This is a genomic window from Cronobacter sp. 153480017-3 (assembly GCF_053627815.1).
Genome location: NZ_JBSEYN010000001.1, coordinates 310214 through 332274 on the forward strand (window position 1 = coordinate 310214; position 22061 = coordinate 332274).

Annotated in this window: 20 protein-coding genes and 2 pseudogenes; 2 read left to right on the forward strand and 20 right to left on the reverse strand. The window is 57.0% G+C overall.

What is annotated here, in order from left to right; translation table 11 throughout:
• Positions 1-67 precede the first annotated feature (67 nt).
• Entirely contained in the window at positions 68-1111 is a 1044-nt protein-coding gene (locus ACUW6V_RS01455) for a TIGR01620 family protein (protein WP_454037909.1), read from the reverse strand.
• Positions 1108-2508 carry a YcjX family protein gene (locus ACUW6V_RS01460; protein ID WP_454037910.1) on the reverse strand — a complete coding sequence of 467 codons (1401 nt, stop codon included), beginning with the start codon at positions 2506-2508 and terminating at the stop codon, positions 1108-1110. Before ACUW6V_RS01460 ends, ACUW6V_RS01455 begins: the two co-directional genes overlap by 4 nt.
• 162 nt (positions 2509-2670) lie before the next feature.
• On the opposite strand from ACUW6V_RS01460, the gene ACUW6V_RS01465 reads away from it, so the two are divergent.
• On the forward strand, positions 2671-3663 hold the full coding sequence (locus ACUW6V_RS01465; RefSeq protein ID WP_454037911.1) for a LacI family DNA-binding transcriptional regulator: 993 nt from the start codon (positions 2671-2673) through the stop codon (positions 3661-3663).
• Between the two features lie 49 nt (positions 3664-3712).
• On the opposite strand, the gene ACUW6V_RS01470 is transcribed toward ACUW6V_RS01465, so the two are convergent.
• From ACUW6V_RS01470 to ACUW6V_RS01490, 5 genes and pseudogenes are all read right to left on the reverse strand, one after another.
• The gene (locus ACUW6V_RS01470; RefSeq protein WP_087599733.1) at positions 3713-4795 is read right to left on the reverse strand and encodes an ABC transporter ATP-binding protein; all 1083 of its coding nucleotides are present in this window, start codon (positions 4793-4795) and stop codon (positions 3713-3715) included.
• Positions 4796-4810: 15 nt separating this feature from the next.
• Positions 4811-5488 carry a beta-phosphoglucomutase gene (gene pgmB / locus ACUW6V_RS01475; protein WP_097649456.1) on the reverse strand — a complete coding sequence of 226 codons (678 nt, stop codon included), beginning with the start codon at positions 5486-5488 and terminating at the stop codon, positions 4811-4813.
• Positions 5485-7728, reverse strand: coding sequence for a glycoside hydrolase family 65 protein (locus ACUW6V_RS01480; protein WP_454037912.1), 2244 nt, complete (start codon positions 7726-7728; stop codon positions 5485-5487). Before ACUW6V_RS01480 ends, pgmB begins: the two co-directional genes overlap by 4 nt.
• Positions 7725-8777 (reverse strand): Gfo/Idh/MocA family protein, encoded by a 1053-nt coding sequence (locus tag ACUW6V_RS01485; RefSeq protein ID WP_454037913.1) that lies wholly within the window; start codon positions 8775-8777, stop codon positions 7725-7727. Before ACUW6V_RS01485 ends, ACUW6V_RS01480 begins: the two co-directional genes overlap by 4 nt.
• 15 nt (positions 8778-8792) lie before the next feature.
• Positions 8793-8966, reverse strand: a pseudogene (locus tag ACUW6V_RS01490) (TIM barrel protein); the annotation flags it as partial.
• A gap of 349 nt (positions 8967-9315) precedes the next feature.
• On the opposite strand from ACUW6V_RS01490, the gene ACUW6V_RS01495 reads away from it, so the two are divergent.
• Entirely contained in the window at positions 9316-9642 is a 327-nt protein-coding gene (locus ACUW6V_RS01495) for a four-helix bundle copper-binding protein (protein WP_015386679.1), read from the forward strand.
• A 704-nt stretch (positions 9643-10346) separates the two neighbouring features.
• On the opposite strand, the gene ACUW6V_RS01500 is transcribed toward ACUW6V_RS01495, so the two are convergent.
• The 13 genes and pseudogenes from ACUW6V_RS01500 to ACUW6V_RS01560 all read right to left on the reverse strand — a co-directional run bounded on the left by ACUW6V_RS01500 (position 10347) and on the right by ACUW6V_RS01560 (position 22060).
• A complete protein-coding gene (locus ACUW6V_RS01500) occupies positions 10347-10490 on the reverse strand; it encodes a tail fiber assembly protein (RefSeq protein WP_109996041.1) in 144 nt (47 codons plus the stop codon).
• A 278-nt stretch (positions 10491-10768) separates the two neighbouring features.
• A complete protein-coding gene (locus ACUW6V_RS01505) occupies positions 10769-11950 on the reverse strand; it encodes a gp53-like domain-containing protein (protein ID WP_085013522.1) in 1182 nt (393 codons plus the stop codon).
• A gap of 56 nt (positions 11951-12006) precedes the next feature.
• Positions 12007-12579 carry a YmfQ family protein gene (locus tag ACUW6V_RS01510; protein WP_075183792.1) on the reverse strand — a complete coding sequence of 191 codons (573 nt, stop codon included), beginning with the start codon at positions 12577-12579 and terminating at the stop codon, positions 12007-12009.
• Positions 12580-12908: 329 nt separating this feature from the next.
• A pseudogene (locus ACUW6V_RS01515) lies at positions 12909-13973 on the reverse strand (baseplate J/gp47 family protein); the annotation flags it as partial.
• Positions 13966-14382 carry a phage GP46 family protein gene (locus ACUW6V_RS01520; RefSeq protein ID WP_085013520.1) on the reverse strand — a complete coding sequence of 139 codons (417 nt, stop codon included), beginning with the start codon at positions 14380-14382 and terminating at the stop codon, positions 13966-13968. The gene ACUW6V_RS01520 and the pseudogene ACUW6V_RS01515, both read right to left, overlap by 8 nt.
• 3 nt (positions 14383-14385) lie before the next feature.
• Complete coding sequence (locus ACUW6V_RS01525) at positions 14386-14970, reverse strand: phage baseplate assembly protein V (protein WP_085013519.1); 585 nt, start codon at positions 14968-14970, stop codon at positions 14386-14388.
• Positions 14970-16028, reverse strand: a complete 1059-nt coding sequence (locus ACUW6V_RS01530; RefSeq protein ID WP_109996039.1) for a phage baseplate assembly protein — start codon at positions 16026-16028, stop codon at positions 14970-14972. The genes ACUW6V_RS01525 and ACUW6V_RS01530 overlap by 1 nt, the downstream gene beginning before the upstream one ends.
• The gene (locus ACUW6V_RS01535; protein WP_085105349.1) at positions 16025-17344 is read right to left on the reverse strand and encodes a DNA circularization protein; all 1320 of its coding nucleotides are present in this window, start codon (positions 17342-17344) and stop codon (positions 16025-16027) included. The genes ACUW6V_RS01530 and ACUW6V_RS01535 overlap by 4 nt, the downstream gene beginning before the upstream one ends.
• Before the next feature lie 35 nt (positions 17345-17379).
• On the reverse strand, positions 17380-19305 hold the full coding sequence (locus ACUW6V_RS01540) for a phage tail tape measure protein (RefSeq protein ID WP_105607852.1): 1926 nt from the start codon (positions 19303-19305) through the stop codon (positions 17380-17382).
• A gap of 87 nt (positions 19306-19392) precedes the next feature.
• On the reverse strand, positions 19393-19719 hold the full coding sequence (locus ACUW6V_RS01545; RefSeq protein WP_007793886.1) for a phage tail assembly protein: 327 nt from the start codon (positions 19717-19719) through the stop codon (positions 19393-19395).
• Complete coding sequence (locus ACUW6V_RS01550) at positions 19716-20072, reverse strand: phage tail tube protein (RefSeq protein ID WP_007668785.1); 357 nt, start codon at positions 20070-20072, stop codon at positions 19716-19718. The genes ACUW6V_RS01545 and ACUW6V_RS01550 overlap by 4 nt, the downstream gene beginning before the upstream one ends.
• Positions 20065-21906, reverse strand: coding sequence for a phage tail sheath subtilisin-like domain-containing protein (locus ACUW6V_RS01555; RefSeq protein WP_015386669.1), 1842 nt, complete (start codon positions 21904-21906; stop codon positions 20065-20067). Before ACUW6V_RS01555 ends, ACUW6V_RS01550 begins: the two co-directional genes overlap by 8 nt.
• Entirely contained in the window at positions 21896-22060 is a 165-nt protein-coding gene (locus ACUW6V_RS01560; protein ID WP_015386668.1) for a DUF2635 domain-containing protein, read from the reverse strand. The genes ACUW6V_RS01555 and ACUW6V_RS01560 overlap by 11 nt, the downstream gene beginning before the upstream one ends.
• Position 22061 lies beyond the last annotated feature (1 nt).

A 22061-nucleotide genomic window follows, 5' to 3' on the forward strand; every position in this document is an offset into this window, starting at 1 on the left:
AAATTGACAGAGTGCGGAAAAATGCGGCGTCATGCTGTAAACCTGAACAGGCAGGACGCCGTTGGGGTTACTCTTCGCGCTTTTGTTTCAGAAGCGTGACTTTAACTTCACTTAACAGCTGGCGGCGGAAATCGCCGAGGCGCGGCTTGTCATCTTCCGTCCAGGGCAGCGGGCGGCACAGCTCCATCGCCTTCACGCCGAGACGCGCGGTGAGCAGCCCGGCTCCCAGCCCCTGCGCCACGCGGGCGGAGACGCGCGCGGCAAGATCCTGTGACATCCAGTCAAGCCCGACTTCGCGCACCATCTCACTCGCGCCCGCGAAAGCCATATTCAGCAGCACCAGACGAAACAGACGAATGCGGCTGTAATAGCCAAGCTCGATGCCGTAAATGGTCGCGATACGATTCACCAGGCGCAGGTTGCGCCAGGCGATAAACGCCATATCCACCAGCGCCAGCGGGCTCACCGCAATCAGCAGTGTCGATTCCGCCGCCGAGCGGCTGATGGCGCTGCGGGCCTGGCTGTCCAGCACCGGCTGGACGATATGCGCGTAAAGCGTCACCACTTCGCGATCGCTGTGGGTTTCATGTATTGCGGCATGCCAGCGCGCCAGCGCCGGATGCCCCTGCGTCAGTCCCGCCTGGCTCGCCAGCTTTTCGCAAAACGCGCGCGCCTTGCCGCTGCCGTGGCTCGCCAGCAGCTCGCGCGCCTCATCGCGCTCCTCTGCGCGTTCGCGCAGGCGATACAGCCGCCGCCATTCGCTCGCGAGCGCGCCGACGCTTGCCGCCACAATCAGCCCGCCTGCGACGCAGCCGCCGAGCGCTATCCAGTCGCGCGTGTACCACGCATTTGCCGCCCACTGGACGCCCTGCGCCACGACGCTTACGCCAAACAGGCCAAGCCCGGCCACCACCATGCGCCGCCACAGGCTGCGCCGGGGTTTGAGCGCGTTTTCTACCACGCGCTCGGGCGCGTCTGCGGCAAGCGTCTCATCCTCAACGGCCGGTACAAACGCCTGCGCCTCGTCAAACGCCTGAGTGGCGCGAAGCGTCGGCCCTTCTTCCGGGCGCAGCGGCTCGTCAAACTCACGGCGCGGTTTAATCTCGCTCATCGCAGCTTATCTCCTGTTAAAAATTCCAGCACCGCGTCCAGGCGGATATGCGGCAGCGGCCGGTCAACGTCCATCACGCGCGGGCGAAAGGCTTCGAACTGAAAACCCTGCTGCTGCCAGAACGCGCTGCCCGGCAGCCGCGCGGGCACATCGCCTGGGTAAATGGTCAGCGGCGCGCCGTCGCTTAAGCGGTTGCCACGCAGCGCCGGCACGCTTTCGCCGTGGCTCTCCACCATGCCGCTTTCCGTTGCCTGTATCGAGGCGATGCCCATGCAGTCCATTTCGATACCTTCAAACGCGGCGTTCTGCCACGCTTCCTGCACCAGTTGCGAGAGCAGCGATACCAGATTCGCATGCTGATCGTGCGTGACGTGATCCGCTTTGGTGGCGGCGAAAAGCAGTTTGTCGATCACCGGCGAAAAGAGACGCCGGAACAGCGTGCGCTGGCCGTAATGAAAGCTTTGCATGAGTTGCGTCAGCGCCAGGCGCATATCATTAAATGCCTGCGGCCCGCTGTTGAGCGGCTGAAGACAATCCACCAGCACTATCTGGCGGTCGAAACGCACAAAGTGCTCCCGGTAAAAACCTTTAACCACCTTTTCGCAGTAGTAGTGGTAGCGCTCGCGCAGCATGCCAATGTTGGTATGTTTGCCCGCCTGCGCCAGTTTTGTCTCGCCAACCTCATCCACACCTGGCCACGGGAAGAACTGCAACACCGGCGCGCCCGCCAGATCGCCCGGCAACACAAAACGCCCCGGCTGGATAAAGTGCAGCCCTTCGCGTTTGCACTGCATCAGGTACTCAGTCCAGGCTTCCGCTATCTCCGCCAGACGCTTTTCATCGCCCGGCGCCAGCGGATCGAGCCCTTCGCACAGCCTGCGCCAGCGCTGCGCCCAGACAGCCCTGTCGCCCTGCAGCAGGCCCGTCATCTGGCGCGACCAGGTGAGATAGTCCTGCGCCAGCATGGGCAGGTCGAGCAACCATTCACCGGGGTAATCGACGATATCGAGATAGAGCGTGGAGGTATCTTTGAAATGGCGCAGCAGCGATTCACGCGAACGATAGCGCAGCGCGAGCCGTATTTCGCTCACGCCGCGCGTCGGCGTCGGCCACGCGGGCGGCGTACCAAAAAGTTGCGCCAGCCCTTCGTCATAGGTAAAGCGCGCGACGCCCATATCCTGCTGCGGCACCCGGCGCACACCGAGCAGTCGCTCCTCGCGTACCGGCGAAAAGAGCGGCAGCCGCGCCCCGCTGTTGACAGACAGCAATTGATTCACCAGCGCGGTGATAAACGCGGTTTTCCCGCTGCGGCTAAGCCCCGTGACCGCCAGGCGTAAATGTCTGTCGACGCTGCGGTTCATCAGCGCCTGCATTTCACTCTGAAGTTGTTTAATCATATCCCTGCCCGATGCGTTTATTTCCTCTGATCATAACAGTAAGGCTAAGGCGCGGCGATTCAAGCCCCGCTGACGCCGATTTACAAAACCGTGGCGAATGGACACTGCTCTGTGGCTTCAGTAAGATAATTTTGTTTATGCGATGTGATGGAGCACGGACGAATGTCCCCGACCATTTACGATATTGCCCGCGTGGCAAACGTGTCTAAATCAACGGTGTCGCGCGTTCTGAATAATCAGACTAATATTTCCGACGCCGCGCGCGAGCGGGTATTAAAAGCGATTGAAGAATTACATTATCAGCCGAATAAAATGGCGCGCGCGCTCACCTCCTCCGGGTTTGATGCGATTATGGTGATTTCCGCGCGCTCCACTAAAACGACGGCCGGTAATCCTTTTTTCTCTGAAGTGCTGCACGCGATAATGGCTCGCGCGGAAGAAACCGGCTTTGACGTTATTCTGCAAACGTCCCGCAATAGCGACGATGACTTACAGAAATGCCTGACACGCATTCGCCAGAAAATGATTAAAGGCATTATTATGCTGAGCGCGCCAGCAGATGAAACCTTTTACGAAAAGCTCGATGAATGCGCCGTTCCGGTGGTGGTCATCGGTAAAGTCGCGGGGAATTATCAGCATATCGCCTCCGTCGATACCGATAATTATCACGACAGCATTGCGCTGACCGATACGCTTGTCGCGAGAGGTTGTCAGCGTATCGCCTGCCTGCACGCGCCGCTGGATTATCATGTCTCTGTTGACCGCCTGGCCGGGTTTCGCGCAAGCCTCGCCAGGCATCAGCGGCCTGATGACAGCACGCTTATCGTTGATGGCGGCTACACCCAGCAAAGCGCGCTGGATGCGGCGCACCGCCTGCTAACACTCCCTGAACCGCCTGACGCCATCTTCGCCACCGACAGCCTGAAACTGATGAGCGTCTATCGCGCCGCCGCCGAGCGCGGCATCTCCATCCCGGATGCGCTGACGGTGGTCGGTTACAGCAACGAAACGCTCTCTTTCCTGCTCGCCCCACCGCCCGGCGGAATTAATGTTCCCATCCGTCAGTTAGGCGACGTCAGCAGCGCGCTACTTTTCTCCCGTATCGCCGGTGAGCCTGTTCCGGCCCGTACGTTAATTCCTACAACGATTATCTGAAAAAATAAGCTCCGCCTGAATCGGAGCTTATTTTTCGTCGGTATGAGACTCAGGCGATTGCGATTTCCGTCTCGCTGTCGAAGACGTGGCATTTATTCATATCAAAGGCGATATTAATACGCTGGTCGGCCTGATAATCTTTATCCGCGTTTGCGCGCACCACCATTTCATGCCCGCCGACGGTCGCATAAAGCATAAATTCCGCGCCGGTTAATTCTGCAACGGTAATTTTCGCTTCAACTGCATCATCGCTGGTCGCGCCGGGGAAAATATCTTCCGGGCGAATCCCTAATATAACGGCTTTACGCTGATAACCGCTGTCATTGAGCCGCGCAAGTTTATTTACCGGCAGCGGCAGCTTCAGCGTTTCCGTCACGAAATAGTCGCCGTCGATCGCCCCGCGAATAAAATTCATGGCGGGCGAGCCAATAAAACCGGCCACAAACAGATTCGCCGGATGGTTATAAACTTCTTTCGGCGCGCCGACCTGCTGCACGATACCGTCTTTCATGATGACAATTCTTGTGGCCATCGTCATCGCTTCGGTCTGATCGTGGGTCACATAGATCATGGTGGTGTTGAGCTTCTGGTGCAGCCGGGTTATCTCTGCACGCATCTGGACACGCAGTTTGGCGTCGAGATTCGAGAGCGGTTCATCCATCAGAAAGACGCCCGCCTCGCGAACAATCGCGCGCCCCAGCGCCACGCGCTGGCGCTGGCCGCCGGAAAGCGCACCCGGTTTGCGCTTCAGGTACTCTTTCAGCCCGAGAATTTGCGCCGCCCAGGCGACGCGCTCTTCAATAATCGCAGGCGCCACCTTCTGCATTTTCAGGCCGAACGCCATGTTGTCATAGACCGTCATATGCGGGTACAGCGCGTAGTTCTGGAATACCATCGCAATATTACGCGCTTTGGCGGGCACGTCGTTCATCCGCACGCCATCAATCAGCAGATCGCCACCGCTGATGGCCTCAAGCCCTGCGATCATGCGCAGCGTGGTGGATTTCCCGCAGCCTGACGGCCCGACAAAAACGATAAACTCTTTATCGGCAATCTCCAGATTGAAGTCTTTAACGACGTGAACCTGGTTGTCATAAATCTTCTGAATATGTTGTAGAGAGAGTTGAGCCATAATCTGTCCTTGTTATCAGCGCGCCGTGGCGCACCGTTGTTGATTCCAGAGCGCGTGCAGTCGCGGCCAGGTGAGCTCTGCGGTGTTATCCAGCCGCAGCTGCGCGCCGCGCAGCTCTGCGCCGATGCCTACGGACGTCATGCCACAGGCGTTGATAGCATCGATGCCTGCCTGCGCATCCTCCACGCCGATACAACGCGCCGCCGCCACGCCAAGCCCGGCGCAGGCGGCGAGAAAAATCTCCGGGTCGGGCTTGGAGTGCATAAGCCTTGCGGCGTCGGCGCAGAAGTCAAACTGTGCGGCAAGGCCGAGCGCCTGCAAAATCGCGGGCGCGTTGAGCGACACCGAGGCGAGCCCGATACCGATACCCTCCTGACGCAGCGCCGCCAGCAGTGACGCAATGCCGGGCAGCACCGCCTGCGGCGTCAGCGTGCGTAACGATTCAACGTAAAGCGCGTTTTTACGGCTGGCGAGTGACGCTTTTTCCGCCTCGCTGAACACGTTCGCTTTCCCGCCCCAGGCGAGAATACGCTCCAGCGAGCCCATCCGGCTGATGCCTTTGAGCTGCTGGTTAAACTGCTCGTCGATAGCGATCCCTACGTCTGCCGCCACCTGCCGCCAGGCGACAAAGTGCAGGTGGGCGGTGTCGGTAATCACGCCATCAAGATCGAAAATCACGGCGTCCGGTTTCATTTCGCCTCCCTGCGCGCGCTGTCCGGCAGAGGGAAAACACGCTCGCCGTGAATTTCCTGCTCCGTATCATTAATGAACATCCTGACGGCGTGAGCACTTCTGACCGTCAGAGACGCCTGCGTTATCTCAAAATGAAGCTGCTGCCCCTGCCAGCAGAAGGGAAACGCCAGACGACGCCACTGCGCCGGAAGTGACGGCGTCACGAAAAGTTCCCCCTCTTTGACGCTGACGCCTGCGAACCCCACGACTGCGCCAAGCCAGATGGCACCGGTCGCGGCCGCATGAATACCGTCATCGCTGCTGTGCGGCGCACCGCCGAGATCGATCTCACAGCCGGCGCGCCAGAAGCCATACGCCTCATCGCGCCGCCCGCAGCGGGCCGCGACGATGCCGTGAATGGCTTTGCTGAGTGAAGAATCATGAATGGTACGCGGCTCGTAGTAGTCGAGATTCGCCGCCACCGTCGCGCTATCAAACCGCCACGGCAGCATATAGAGCAGCATCACCACATCCGCCTGCTTGAGGATCTGCATCTCGTTGACTTCCGCCCGCGAATAATCAAGCAGCACCGACTGGCTGCCCGCATTCGCACGGTAGCGCGTAAGATCGATAGTGGGTTTACCAAAGAACGTATCGTCCTGCGGAATAACGCCATCTTTGCGCGCCACAGGCAGATACAGCCGCGCGAGAAAATCGTCGCACTGCGCCGTCAACGCGTCGTCCGGTATACCGAACCGGCGGCGGATATCCCGCGCCAGCGCGACATTGTGGTGTGCCAGATAGCTGGTGTAAGCGTTGTTGTTAATGTGCTCGGTGTATTCATCGGGGCCGATGACATCGTGCAGCTCCAGCCGCCCGTTCACCGTCTGTGCGCGACTCAGCCAGAAGCGCGCGGTCTCTTCAAGCAGTTCGCGGCCTTCGTGCGCCATAAACACATCGTCACCCGTCGCCTGCCAGTACGCCGCCACCGCCCAGGCGATATCGGCCACCAGATGATGCTCGGCAAGCGCAGAGGCCACCTTCTGGCGCAGGCCGGTGCGGATGTTAATCGCCGCGAATTCGGGCGTCTCTTCCTCGCCGGTGCGCGCACTCTCCCACGGGAAGAGCGCTCCCTGCCAGCCGCCGCGTGCGGCCTTACGCTTCGCACCGGCCAGGTTCAGCCAGCGATAGCGCAGAAGCTGGCGCGCGACTACGGGTGCGGTATGCAGGTGAAACGGCAGCAAAAACACTTCCGTATCCCAGAAGACGTGCCCTTTATAGCCTTCGCCGGTCAGACCTTTGGCGGCGATGCTACTGCGCTCGTCGTGGCGCGGCGTCATGGCATGCAGGTGATAAAGCGCGAAATCGAGCGCTTGTTGATCCTGACTGCATTCACTGTCAACCTCGACGCGCGCCTGTTGCCACCAGACGCGACGGGCCGCGGAGGATTCCGCCAGCAGTGCGTCATAACCCATTGTGGCGCATTCACGCAGCGCTGCCAGCGCCGCCGTTGCCGCGCTATCATCCGGCGCGTCAAGCGACGCGCTGACCCAGGCGCATTTCTCAAGCGTGAAGCTTTCGCCCGCAGCGAGCGTCTGCTGACTGTGCTGCAACAGCCGGCGGTTTTTCGCCGAAAAACTCACCTGCGCCTGAGCATTCACACGACAGACGCAGCCCAGCGTCACATCCGAGACGTTATCGAGCGTGCGGTAGCGCGCCTGAAGGTAGCTGTTTTCAAAAACGCGCAGTTCACGCTCTGCCAGGTGCTGACGCCCGCTATTGGTCTGCGTGGCGTCGATGCCCGTCGCCACGCGCACGGTGGCCGCGCTATCAACAGGCGTAATGACAAGCCGCAGGCAGAACAGCCCAAGCCGCGTGGCGGAGACAAAGCGCTCGCTTTTGAGCGTAAAACGCTGCCCGCGTGGTGAACGCCACTCGACGGTGCGTGTCAGTTCCCCGCTTGCAAAGCAGAGCTCGCGGCGATAGCTCAGTATTTCGCCGCTGAGCAGGCTAAAAATGTCGCCGTTAAGTTCAATCTCCATACCCACCAGATCCGGCAGATTGACCAGCTCTGTGGTTTCGCCCTCGCCTGCCCGGTGGTAAAGCCCGGCTAAAAACATACCGCGCGTCTGGGTGGTATAGGCTTCTTCATGGGTGGCGCGCACGCCCAGCGCGCCGTTGCCGGCGGCCATCAGCGTGGCGTATTTATTGTGGTAATGCGGATCGAAGCGCGCTTCGACCAGCGTGGTTATTGAATTCATAGCTCAACACATTTCCCTGTTTCTGCCGCCTGATAGATGGCCGCCACCAGCCGCTGGATCTGCCAGCCCTGCTCGCCGTCGGCAATTGGTGCAGGTTTTCCCTGCACACAGTCAAGAAACGCTTCCATGCTGCGCTGGTGACGTCGATCGTCTGCCTTTTCGCGCTGCATTAACGTCAGCAGCTCGCCGTCGCAGTCCTGATAAATGTGCGCCGGAAAGAGCATCGCCCCCGCTTTGTCGCCGCAAAACTCAACGTTCATCTGCGACTGCGGGGCGATGTTGAGCGCAAACGAGGTTTCGAGCCGCAGGATGTTGCCGCTGGCAAACTCCACTGTGGCGAACAGCGCGTCTTCTACCGTGTATTGTTGCGGATCCCAGCGGCCAAACTGACCGCTGCTTTTGGTCGTGCCAAGCTTCTGGAACGTATGCGCGGTCACGCACGCTACCCGCGGAAAGCCGAGCACAAACAGCGCCGCATCCAGCATATGAATGCCGATGTCGATAAGCGGCCCGCCGCCCTGTAGCGCTTTGTTGGTAAACACGCCCCAGCCCGGCACGCCGCAGCGCCGCAGCGCCCGCGCGTTGGTGACGTACACATCACCGAGGGTGCCGCGCGCTACCTGTTCGCGCAGCAGTTGCGTGTCGCGGGCGAAGCGATGGTGGAAATCGTAAGCCAGCACTTTACCGGACCGCCGGGCGGCCTGGCGCATCTCGTCCGCCTGCTCGGCCGTCATGGCGGGCGGCTTTTCACACATGACGTGACACCCCGCCGCCAGCGCCTGCATCACATGTTCATGATGAAAACGGTTCGGCGAGCAGACGCTGACCACATCCGGGCGCACCTCTGCCAGCAGCGTGGCGACATCCGTGAAAACGTGCCTGATGGCGTGGCGTTCTGCGAACGCCTGCGCCTGTTCAGGGCGGCTGTCGCAGACAGCCACCAGTTGCACCTCTTCACGCGTGCGGTAAAACGAGGCATGAACGTTATCCGCCACCTGACCGGCACCAATAATGGCCACCTTCAGCGGCGAGGTTTGATGAGCACTCATTTCGCACGCCACCTCTTAACACTGACGCAGGAAGTCAAGCGACTGCCGGTAGGCCTGCGCCGGGTCGTCGGCCCGGATGCGGCATTCATAGACGATATAGCCGTCATAGCCGTCAGTGCGCAGTTGATCGAACGCGCTGTGAAAATTAATCGCCCCGCTGCCCGGCTGGTAGCGATGATTGTCGGCGATAAGGGAGGGATGGGGCGGAGTTTCGGAAATTTACCGTATTTTCTGTGCTGAATGGGCCTTGTTAAGCGCTTAACCGGTTCGTTTTATGTTCATATTTGGGACATTTATGATACTCATGTGTCCCATATATGCCCCACGGTTTGACCTATCATTCTCGGCTATAGCAAGTGGTACAAAGCTATTACATGTGCCTAATCCTGTTGTCAGCTTTGTGCCAGGAGCGGACATTGGAACTTTTGCATTTAAAATCATAGAGGTGAAATATTGAAAAGGTTATTAACTAATTCCAATATTGCATAATCAGTTATCTCTTCCATGCTTAATACGTAACTTTAACTGAGGAGAAATTATGTTAGACGAATACAAAAAATGCATCGAAGCCTGTTATCTATGCGCAACTGCATGTGATAACTGTGCTGCTTCGTGTCTCGAAGAAGAGAACCTGGAGATGATGCGCGAGTGCATAAAACTGGATATGCAGTGTGCAAATATCTGCCGTCTTGCAGCTCAGTTCATGGCGCTAAATAGCGATTCAGCTCAGGCGCTCTGCCGTCTTTGCGCTGATGTTTGTCAGAAGTGCGGCGATGAGTGTGGAAAGCATGAACATGACCATTGCCAGGAATGCTCCAGAGCTTGTCATCACTGCGCCGAACAATGCCGAAAGATGGCCGCCTGAGAAAAAATCCAAATTACTAAACCCGCTTCGGCGGGTTTTTATAATCCCGTAGGGAAAATTCAGCAGGATGAAATTAAGAGTACAGGCGGGAAATGGATCTATTCGTAAGTGTCATCCTCAACGACAAATGCTTGCACAGATTATTTAAATGGCTCAATGCCCATTTTTCGCTAAAAGCGGACATTAAATGATGCCATACAAGTGCTTAAAGCACGTTATCGTCATACGACCAGTAAGACTGCTACTTCGCGTAAACGTCCCATTGACGCTCCCCAACCCGCTTCAGACAGTAGTGATCGTAACGCTGTGTCCGGAGTTGCTGAATGCGCTCTTTCGCCTCTTCTCCATTTCCTTCAAAAATGAAATCGTGCTGATCACAGTTGAGTTTGACTGGTAAAGCCCTTCTGAAATGCTGTGTGCTGGAAGCCGATGGTGTAAGCATGTACGCGATCAATGCAATAAGCATAAATCCGCCGCCAAACAGAATAATTAAGAATAATTTTGCGCCGGCAGTAAGCCTGGGAAACATAAAAATACCCACTTAGTTTTTGTGGGCACACTACCAGCATGGCGGCAACTTTTGAAATTGGTACTGTAGATCAATAAGACAATATTGATCGCTTTCACCGATCAATATGATGCGAGACCAGTACAAGAAGACACCGCCCGAAGGCGGTGCGCAACTCAGCTTTAGCCCCAACGGGTTAGACAGGCTTTACAGGCCAAGTGATTGCCTTAAAACTTTGCTCATCACTAACGCAGATAAAGCTCAACGCCTTCACTTTGCGAATGTACTCCATCCACCGTGACAGGCTGGCCTTGTCTGCATCAGGAAGTGCACCAAGCATCAACTCAATACCCAGTCCGAAGTTACGCTATGAGCTTGTGATAGCAGCATCTGACGCCGTGTTTCAGCTTGTGCCCGCCAGTCGATTGTCGGTTGAATCAACTTAGGTTGTCCCGTTTCATACGAAATAATGATTCTCCCGTCTGCCTGCCATTCATTTAAAGAGTTATAAAGATCGTCCCTTATGGGGGCATCATTGGACAGTGCACCGGAAGCTCGATAATAAATCTCCAGCGCTACCGTAAAAAGCATTAAGCCCATAAAAATATGCGCTAATGATTAATAACCCACTGCGAAGAAGTAAGCCGTAGTCTCGCCACCACCAGCAATATAGTTAAAGGCGGTGCGGTCGATTAGCTGCGCGTATATATTCTGATCATGGAAACTTCCCGCCCATGCAAGAGTAAGCTGAACGTTAAGACACGCGTTAGGGAAAGCTATAGGAAAAGCAATCTTTGTAGAATCTCCAGAACGACGAGCAACTCCCCACTGAAAGATCAGCCCTGTCGAACCATCCTTAAACCAGCCACTAGAAGCCCTGTTTGCAGTGTTTTTAGCCTGATAACGAGCGTCAAAGTTACTCCAGTTAGAGGGGGTTATTGTTCCCGAGACAGCCACACCACCAGCAACAAGAGAAATAGAGGAATTGGTAAGATAGTTACCCCAAGTTACGTTGTTGGAATTATTGGAACCCTGCCCGAGATAGAAATGATTGGTGTTGTCTGACTTACGACCAAAGAAATAGTAACCGTTGTTAGCCGTTTTAGGCTTAATAGTCACTGATCGCGCATCTCCGGTAATTTCTACGAACCCGTTGATGACGCCGCCCGCGCTCGTAAGGTCATATTCCCACGACGACCAAGCTTTGCTGTCTCCTCTGTAATACCGTCGATAACAGACATTCGAGGTGTAAGGACGGTATTCCTGTGTACACCCTTCGGAACTGCCAGCGCCATTCTGAATAACGTCAAGCGCTCCGGCAACGTTTGTCGGATAACCATTCGCTGCCGTCGCGTTTGCCGTGTACTGCTGATAATAGCGCCCGTATTTTGAGCCAGTCAGCGTGTTCAGGTGGGTAGTTCCCAACTGCCCACCATTAGGAATGGCGCTAACGTCAATGGCTGTTACGCTGTCTTTTAGCGCCAGTCTGCCGAGTCCGAGGTTTTTCCGCGCCTGCTCAACGTCGTCGACGTCTGAAAGATTGTTCTTAATCAGGAGCGCCAGCTCATGCTTTGCCTGAATCATTTTGTCGATGGCGGCGGAGAGCTGCGCGCGGTCGCTTTTTTTAAGCTGAATCCCAGCTCCCTCGATAACGGCGCAAATCTCCTCCTGAACCGAATCGAAAAAGGCCTCGTCGAGCTGCGTCGCCGGAACGCCGAGCGTCGGGTCGCCCGCCGTAAAGCCGTTTTTGCCTGCGCCGAATTTGCCCTGCTGTGCAGTGGGGGTGTCTATACGATGCAAAGTAATTACCTCATAAAAAACCCCGCCGAAGCGGGGTTAACTGGAAAAGAAGCGCTTTATTCCATGTACGCGAACACGACTTCGGTATGAGAGGGGGCGACCTTGTTAATCACGCATTCAATGACCGTATCGCCCCAGGTGCGGAGGCTGTCCACGCAACTTGATGCGCATGTCATGACGTCAATCGTCGCGAGCGTGGGAATATTCACCTGCCACAAATAGCGGTAGTCGTCGTCCGTGGCGATATCCGGGCGAGGATTCTCCGCCTCGTTTTGATACTGTGTGATTGAAACAGACCGATAGCCGAGCGCATCGAGCTGTCGCCGGTAAAACGCCTCGTTAATGCCGCCGTAACCGTTGACCTTTGCCGCCAGTCGCCGCTGTCGCTGCGAGAGGGTTTGCGTCTCTTCAATGGTGCATTCATCAGGCAGCCCGCATAACGCCTCGTAACGGTCGAGGAGCTGCACCGCTGCCCCCGGATCAATCTCGCGCATTAATGCCGACGACTGCGCATGTACCCGCGCCAGAGACGGCGCGAGCCCTTCGAGGAGGGGATTATTCCCCTCCCAGGCGGGGCCAGGCGGTAAAAGCCGTTTTAACAGGCGGGTATATTCGTCCTCTACAGCCACGTAACCTCCTCAATATCGAGATAGGAGTTATCCGTCGCGGTCTTGCCTTTGTACTCGACAGTAACCCGGACATGAACTGTCCCCGGAGCAAGGCCGGTTGCTTTCACGCCGCTGTTATCTGCACTCGGGGTAATGACGCAAAGGGTCGACGGGTCAGGCTCGCCCTCGCCTGCCGGGACAAAGTCCCAGGTGATGTTAACCCCATCCAGCGACGGCAGATTCTCAGGCGTGAAGGTGGCGGTCGCTAATGCGTCCGGGCTGTCCGGCAGCGTGACGGGGTTCGGTGAGAACGAACTCAGGGCGACATCTATTTCAACGTCAGATTCGTTGTAGTTCGACCACGTTATCTCCCCGATAACCGGTAATTCATAGGTGCCGAGCTCTACGTCTTTCGCTGGCGAAATCAGGCGGTGCGCGAACTGGTCAGTCGCCAGGCTGATCGCCTCACTGATACGCGAAAGATAAATCTTCCCCGATGGCTCGCCGTCCCTGAACAGCGCCGATTTAATCTCTTTCGTTACCGCTGCCCTGATTGCCGGAGTATCTTTCGCAAGCGCGATTTCGAAGTCGATTTTTCTCAGCGTCGGCGGGAACACAAACAAGCCTGAACCGGCCACCGGCGCAAGCGGAAGAATGTACTGTTTAACCGCGTCAATTAACGTCTCATCCGGCACCGGATTATCTAAGTCGCTGTTAGCAGGCATCACGCCAACCGTGCCGCGTCCGGCATGATGGCGGAACACCCAGGCGCGGGTGATCCCCGCGACGTCGGTCGCCCATATCCGGTAATCGGCATCCGCCCCGCCCTGCGGTGTGTAGTACCAGCGCGCCATGATTCGTGAACGCCAGTCCTCCAGCGTTTCTAAATCCGTTCCACCTTCAACCGACTCCGCATAGCATGTTGAAGAGAGTCCCGCGACTGGAGTCATCAGGCGAAGCGGCGTTTTGTCATCAAGGTTCCCGCCCGTGCCAGCGTCAACCGCTTCAATCGGTGCGCGAAGAACTCCCTCATCGTTAACGGTCGCGTCTGCGGTCGTTACATACTGCTTTTGCTCGTCAGTCTGCATTTCTGTCCCGGCGGGCAGCGTGATCCCCGACGACACGCTCTCCCATCGCGCATAGCCGCCCGCCGTGGTTGGTTGTTTGCGCGGGACTTGTTTCAGGTTCCCGTGTCGCGAAAGCCACTCCTCATCCGCAAGGTCAGGAAGCATGTTTCGCGCCAGATAGTCGAGATAACCATAAAGCGTGTGAACGGCAGCGGCCATCACGCGTGAATAGACTTCCGCATCAAGGCGACGGAGAACGACGTCCGTCTCAAATCGCGTGAGTAAATCACTTCTGATTGTGGCGATCAGATTGGGCAAATCTGGACGCGAGAAACCGGAGTCAGCCATTTAACACCTCTTGCCATATGTCATCGAAAATAATTGCGTGTTTGCTGCCGTCCTGCTGCCAGATAGTGACCTCCAGTTGAAGCGAGTTAATCCCGGTTCGGGTGGCTGCCACGTCGACGCGCGCGGCGACGCCGTCCTCCTCCATCCAGGCGAGCGCCTGGCGTGCGTAATCCTTCGCGCGCGTCGCGGTTGCGTTGGTCAGTTTGCTTCGTTGCAGCAGGTACAGGCGGGAGCCGATCCGGTCGTTCCCGACACTCGGGAAAGTGTCGCCCCACCATCCGAAAGGTATTTCGGTATCGTCGTCCGCCTCCGCGCGTCGCCAGGAAAAAAGCGAAATGATCACGGAGCGGGTAAGGTCGTCGAAATAGTCGGTCGACTCTTTCAGTAAGCCATTTACAAAGATGATCATGCGTTACCCCATTGAAGCAGAAGGGCCGGTCGTTTCTGCGGTTTCACCCTGGGCGGTGTGCTTGTGTCCGTTATATGTGGTGCGGATTGCCGACAAGGTGCCGACGCCGTCGGATACCTCGCCCGCCGCTGAAAAGTCCCCACTTGTTGTGATGGTCGGCGTCGTGAATGAGACGCCGGAGGATGCATTAACGACGAGCTGCGGGGCGTTGAGCGAAATTTTCGACTCAGCATTAATCACAAGCTCGGATGTCGTTATCTCGGTGACGCGCCCGCGTTTGAGAACAATCGAATCTCCCTCGTCCGTGTAGACGGCCACCTCGCCAGACTTGAGCCCTTTCAGCCGGTAACGCCGGTCAGAAACAGAGATAACAACGCCGTGAGAACGGTCACCCGACGGGAACAGGACAACCGCCTCCGCGCCTGCGTGTGCGGTTGACGTAAAGCCGTAAGGCTCGATGTATTCGACGTTCTCTTTCGTATCCCCGGCAATCAGTTTTAACCCTGCGGCCTGGCATTTTCTGGAGGAGTCCAGCGCCGCCAGAACGGCACGCGCTGCGAGATTAGAAATCGCCTGCTTAATACCCATCAGAACACGATCTCCTTTTTCACCTTTTTGGTTTTTGCTGCGGCGGGCTCCGGGAGATACGCATCAGCGGGCGCGACGCGAAGCTCCGTCGTCGTTCCCTGATCGCCTTTAATGAATGTCACCTCACCGATAATCAACTCCTCGTTATCGAAGCCGCAAAACGGGTCGTAGACGATAACTTTCATATTTGGTGCCCATAACGCGCCGTTACCCTGGCGCCAACCCTGAACGGTGTAAGTCGTTTCGCGCGTTTTCGCGGCGCGCTGCGCCTGCTCAAACTCACACCGGGCTTTACAGGTCGCCGATGTCGCCGCGCCGCTTTGCTGGATTGTGTAGGGACGGTAACGGGTGATCGCGCTGTCACCGCTTTTTTGTTTAATAGCGGCGATGGTTGCCTCGCCGAAATCGTCGTCCGTTCCCGGTCGCTGCCCGGTAACGAGATACTCAGAGAAACGGTCTTTGATGCTTCGCTCGGTATCACACGACAGGATATTTTCACCGAGAACGAGCGCCGTCGCGGCTTTCGCCGAACCGACGACACCGAGGACGAGTTCGCCCTTTTCGTTGTCATAAACCAGCGCCTGAACCTGACCAAGAAGCCGGTAAAGGCAGTCAATGACCGTTTCGCCGTGCTGCGGCTGCGCATCAATAAGCGCGGTCGTCGGCGCGCCTGCGTCGATGACATTCACTTTAAACGGCGCGGCCAGCGAGGCGGCAATCTCCGCAAGCGTCGCCCCGGAGTGCTGCGCGGGCGTGGCGGTGCAATCAATCAGATCGCCGGTTTTGCTGCGCCCGACAATCGCCATACTTAACGACCGCGCGTCGTAGCGGACGGGGGTCGCCTCGATCCAGCCTGTGAGAACAAGGTCGTCACCGATTCTGACCTCGACCGCGTCGCCGTTCTTTATCTGCGGCGTGGACTCTGTCGCGCCGGGCCATTGTCGGGTGATTTCGACGTTAAAATCTCGCGCGGCGCGGTCTACACCTGCGGAAATGCGAACGGATGTCCACCCGCCCCACTCGCGACCGTTCACGCGTAAAAAAACGGTGTTATTCATCGGACGGGAACCCTCAGCGGCACCACCGGCACAAAGCCGGGGTGCGCTATGTTATTGCGATAGAGGATGTCAGTTTCCCGACTGGCGTCGTCGAACCACTGCGCCGCCAGCACAACCGCCGGGAGCGATTCGGACGGTATCCGGGACACCGTTTTCTCAACCTGCGCCAGACGCGACGAGATATCTTTGTTGAGATCGGCCCGGAGCCTCGTCAGCGCCATAAAAACGGCATCGTCCGTTGTGCGGGCCTGCTCGCTGTCTATCGCCGCATTCAGCGCGGTGCGGATATCCGTTAAGTCGTCCCAGGTTGCCGGAGTGGCGCGCGCCGTGGTGGCGGACTGTGAATCCAGCGCGGGATGACTGATATTGACGATATCCGATACAGAGTTCGCGCCGCCCTGCAATGCGCTGTTACCCGGCGGCGACGGGATTTGCGCGACCGCGCGCGCTGCTTCAGATATCGAGACGACGCGCATCGTCGAGGCGACAAGGTTCGTTTGAGCCTTGCGTGAGGCGGTTGTCCCGCTGTCAGAACTCCAGACGCCGCGAGGTGCTAACCCGGAATCAACCGTTACGCCACTGATGGTCTTAACCATCGTGACCAGATCCGAGGCATCGCCGGTAAGACGTGTCCCGGCCCGCCAGGCTTTTTGCAGGTTACGAACAAAATCATTAGCGGAACTCGGCGGCATCAGGATCACTGACAAATCGCCCTGCACAAGTCGCATGGCGGCGGAGATACCGGAATCCACCATTGTGAACGCGTCGGCGATAACGTCGAACATCTCCGCCGCGTCAGCCAGAACGCCGCTCTGAACAAAATCGCTTAACCCGTCCAGAGAGAACGCCGAGAAAGCGCCGGAGATAGCATCGGCCAGAGAACCCGCCGAGCTGTCGAGGCTCGCGTCGGTTGCCGTGCCGGATGTCGGGAATGTCAGCTCGCCGGACTCAACGAACTGAAACGACACGCGACACATTCGCCCCTCCTGATTGCTGTGGGTCACGCGTACCTGACCGTCGACATTCCCTTTCATTTCGCCGTAATACGGATGAACCAGCGTCGCCGCGCCCTCTGTCTCGATGGCGGCAATAAGCCGGTCGCGCTTCTCGGGGTAATCGTCGCCGATGAGGTATGCATTGATGGTTATACGTCGCGCGGCCCGCCCCAAATCCTCGGTAAACGGCTTGTCGCGGTTGGGATATTCGTGAACCTGAACGCGGCGGCCAAAAATGCCCTCATCGCTTTCAACCTCAAAGGGAACGCCGCGAAAGGAGGCGCTTTGCAGACGCGCGCGCCAGCCGGTTTCAAATGCCATGATCGGCCCTCATAAAAAAACCCGCCGGAGCGGGTTTAACGTGGGTTTCTGAAAGGGGAATATGCGACATCGGTTTTCACCGACATAAACGGATCGCCGGATTTCGGGTCGATAACCCGCATCCCTGGCGGTGCATTTTCAAACGTGACGGTTAACTCGCTTTGTGAGCGGCCTCCGACCGGACGATCTAACGGTACGGACGGCGAATATCCTTGCCCGGAGAAATAACCATCAGCTCGCGGCATTTGCCACCCTGTTTTGTCGTAAACAAAATCGTGAAACTGTTTACCCCATTTATCCATTTTGTCATTCAGACCAAAGCCGCTATTTAACGAATCAGCCGCAAAATTTTTAATCAGCCAGGGGTGTTCTTTTTCGAGCTTTTGAGCGTATTGTCCAAGCTCTATCAGGCCCGCTATCAGGCTGATAGTACCGATGCCCTTCATAGCGGTTGCTGTTCGCCCGACAGCCGCCGTCAAACCGTCCTGCATCCCGATAGCCGTCCTGATATTCGCGATAAATCTCACGCCGATATAAAGCGCGGCAAGCGCGGCCATGGACTTGATAGCTGTCTCCCATCCCCCCATTTTTTGAACAATGTTGTCGATTTCCTGCCATACCTTTTTAATGACCGGCCCGACCTCGTCCCAGTGTTCGATAATCTCGTATGCGCCAAAAACGAGAAGCCCTATCGCCGCTTTAGCGGGACTCATGTTCATGGCGAAATTCATTATTTTAATTGCCCGACTCACTGCACCGGTTGCCGCAGCAACGCCCAGCAAAGCCGCCCCTAATTTAGCGACAGATTTCACTGTTTCAGGATTCTGGCGGATAAACTCAAGTCCCTGCTTCATAAACGGCTTAAGCGCATCAACAGCCTTAACTATCATCGGCAAAAACTCATTCCCGACAGTAATCGCCATCGCCGTAAACTGGTTTTTCAGGATCTGGAGTTGTTTCTCTGTGGTGTGAACGCGCGAGTCGTATTCCCGTTGTGTGGCTCCGGCATATTTGGACGCATCAGAGACAGCATTAAAGTTTTTCCGCAAAAGATCGAGGTTAGTCAGAAGCGGCGCTATCGCCTTGATTGACTCCCTGCCGAAAAGCCATTCCAGCCCTTTGGCCTGCTTATCCTTAGAGACATGGCTCAGTCCTTCAAGAACACGGAGCATCATCCCCCGGCTGTCTTTCTGCATCCCTTTGGCCACTTCCTCAGAAGTCAGGCCGATAGCTTTAAGCACGGCTTTCGCATTACCGGTGTTCGCATTGGTCAGTGCGAGCATGAAATTCTGAACCCCGGTTCCCGCGACGTCAGCATCCACCCCAACGCCGGTAATCGTTGCAGCAATCGCCGCAAGGTCACGCGTTGAAACGCCCGCCGTCGTCGCCAGGTTGCCGACAGACGTCACCACCGCGCCGATTTTTTTCTCGGTCGTCGGGCCGGTCATGGCGAGGTAGTTCATCTGATCCGACAGTGTCATGACCTCCTCTTGCGTCAGCTTAAACGACGTCCTCCACACCGCTAACTGATGTCCGGCATCCGCTGCCGTCATACCAAACCCGACGGCGGCTTTTGTGGCATCCTCGGCGAAGCGCGTCAGCTCGTTAAACGGGATGCCTGCGTTCCCCGCCTCAGCGACGATCTCGGCGATACCCTCGGCGGCCATCGGGAGCCGCGTCGACATATCGACGATATCGTTTGTCATTTTCTGGAATGCTTTCGGGTCGTGAAGCTCCTCTATTGCCTTGCGGGCGTCGGCCATGTTGTTTTCGAGGCCCATCGCCTCTTTTGAGGCTCCCGCTATTGCTCCGAGAATGGCGCTCCCTGCCACGCCTGCACCGACTGTTAGCCCCGAGAACTCTTTCTGAAATCCCTTTAGCTGGCGTTGCATCCCCTTTAGCGGAGCGGAAAGGCGATCAACGGCGGTGATAATCGCCTTCAGCTCGAATGAATCAGCCATTGCCTTTTAACTCCTCATTAATGCGAACGGCTTCGGCCTCCATCTCGGCGAAATCCGTGATGGAGGCGCGTTTCAGCTCTAAAGGGTTTACTCGCCAGAAATGCGCGACGTTGTAGAGTCGCCGGCGGAGTCCGCTTCCGTTTCCGAGGACGTAAAAAAACCCATGATATGCATGGAGATCATGAACACATCACGGAGCGCCAGTTTTTCAGCGGAACTGCGGGGAATCCCCGCCAGCGCGGGGATGTATTTCAGGGCGACGGCGCTGTCGATTTTCATCGCACCATCCGCGCCCACATTGAATGGGAAGCCGAGCGCCTCGACCTCATCGAAGCGCGGGGGGCGGAGTTCCAGCACATGAAGTTTCTCGCCATGCGCCATGACTGGCTGTGAAAGTGTAATTTCTTTAATCACTGGTAAAAACCCTCCTGACCGTGAAACTCAATGTCGACCGTGCCGTCCTCGGGGTTATGGTTCATTTCGCCATTCACCCACGCGTTAGAAAGGACATACACGTCCCCGTTGGCAAGCTCGCTCGTTACCGTCATATTTTCCGAGCTGATAAGCTTATCGCGCGGGAACCCCTTCGGAACTTTCGCGGTGAGTTTGGTATAGGGCGCACGGTGCGTTTCCTTGTAGTCGACAGAGCCATCAAGAGCGATCACGTCCTCTTTAAGACGCGTGTTCATGGGAACCTCCACGCCGCCGGTTGCGGAGAGCTGGAGTCCGTCAACTTTGATGTAACAGGTGCCTGCAATCTTACCCATTTGCCATTTCCTCATTCGAATACTGGAGGCGGAACTGATTTTTAAGCGCGAACACGCGGAGCTGATTCACGTAATCAGGCGGGAACAGCACATCAACGCGGTTCGGGTCGTCAGCGTTACGCTCAACAATCAGGTATTTTTTGAACACGTCGAAATTCTCGACGATACCGGCAAGCTCCATTTCGCGATAAGCGGCGCAGATTTCGCCGCGTAACACGGACGGAGTGACAATCGCCTGACCAGGCCCGAAGCGAGTCCCGTCATTCGCGAGCTTGTGTCGCGGATATTTGGTCGTGATGACCGATTTCAGCTTGCGCAGAACATAAGCGGAGGTGTGAAGGGTTTCACTGTCGAGATAGCTGTTATCCGCCACGCCGAATTTGTTCTTCTGATAGGTCGTGATATCACGCTCGATAAGAAGCGTCCCGCTGTTAACTGTCGAGCTGGCGATCCCGTGAGTCAGCAGGGACTGGCGCTCGGTCATGGAGAAACGCTCACCGACCGGAGCCGGTAACGCGCCGGTGATCTCGCCGGTCTGCGTCGGTCGGGCCGGATCATTGCGAATAAACACCGCCTGACGGCCCAGGCGGGACGCCAGAAGCTCCTCCGGCGCGGTCTGCGTTTTTGGCTCATAACCCGCAATGGTGAGGTGCGGGTCGTTAAGCGCTTCACCGAACGCGACAAGCTCCGTCAGTGGGCCAATTTTGGCGGTGTAAACATGCCCGTAGAGCTGTCGTGACCAGCTCCAGCGGCCCGAGGAATCATTCATCTCCTCGCCCATCTGCTTTAACGTCGCCGCGTCGTTATACGGCAGACCAATAAAATCGAACGGCTCGTCACCCATCGCGGCGATCACATTGTCGAGACTGACCACGCCCGCGCCGTCCTGCATCGCGGACAGGGAAACCGTCAGGCCATCCGGGATTTCTTCGCCGCTGATCGCGCCGTAATAGTTCAGCATCAGCGGGATCTGATTGCCCGCCTCGCCGCTGTATTTTGCAGTCAGCGTGACTTTTGCCCCGACAACTTCATCGCCAGCGCGGGCGGAGGTCGCTTTTTTGAGGCTTCGTTTGGCTAACCGTGTTTCGTTTTTCTCGACAGTAACTTCGCACACGCCAGAAAGCCCCGAACCGTCGGTCGTCGTCGCGGTAACGTTGGCGGCACCTTCGGCAACACCGGTAATGGTGCCGTCATCGTCAACCGTGGCGATCGCGGTGTCGTCGGATTCCCAGGAGAGGGTTTTATTGGTGGCATTGTCGGGAACGATGGTCACGTCGATGCCTGCGCTTTCGCCGGTTTTTATGGTCAGCGTCGGGGCGACCGTCAGCCCGGTGATTTTTACGTCACTGGTAACAGCAGTCGCGGACGCCAGAACAGGCAGATCGGGATCGGCATTGATGGCATCGGCCAGGGATTGCGCCGCATCCAGCGCTGAATCGCCGGACGTTACCGCGCCCGCGATACGTTTGGCTCCGATATACAGCGAGACCGCGCCCGACGCGTTAGCGCTGCCGGAGAACGTCACCTCACCAACCGCCGGAGCCCCTTTCGGGTCAGAAACGGCGATAACATACAGCTCGCCAAACGGATCGGTTTTGCGATAGGCGTCCACCATGCGCGCCAGCGGTGATCCCTGTCCGCATAACTTGCGCGCCTGATCGGCGGTCGGCATCAGAACCAGCTTATTACGCTCGATGGCTGCATCTTCAAGCGCCTGCCCAATCAGAAGCGCGGGCGCGGAGGTCTGCGCGGTGTTGGCCTTACTGTTATCCATTTCCGCATAAAACAGCGGAACGCGGATATTTGAGGGGATGGAATCAAAACTAACAGACATTTAATCGCCTTTTTTGAGAGGTTTCTTTTACGTCACCGTCCCGGAGACGGCGGAGCCAGTAGGAGTTTTTTTCGACATTTCTCCCCTTTTCGGGCAAAACGTCGCCCCGGAGCGGATCGGGGACTTTCCGCCCTTTAACTGGAATGACAAACATG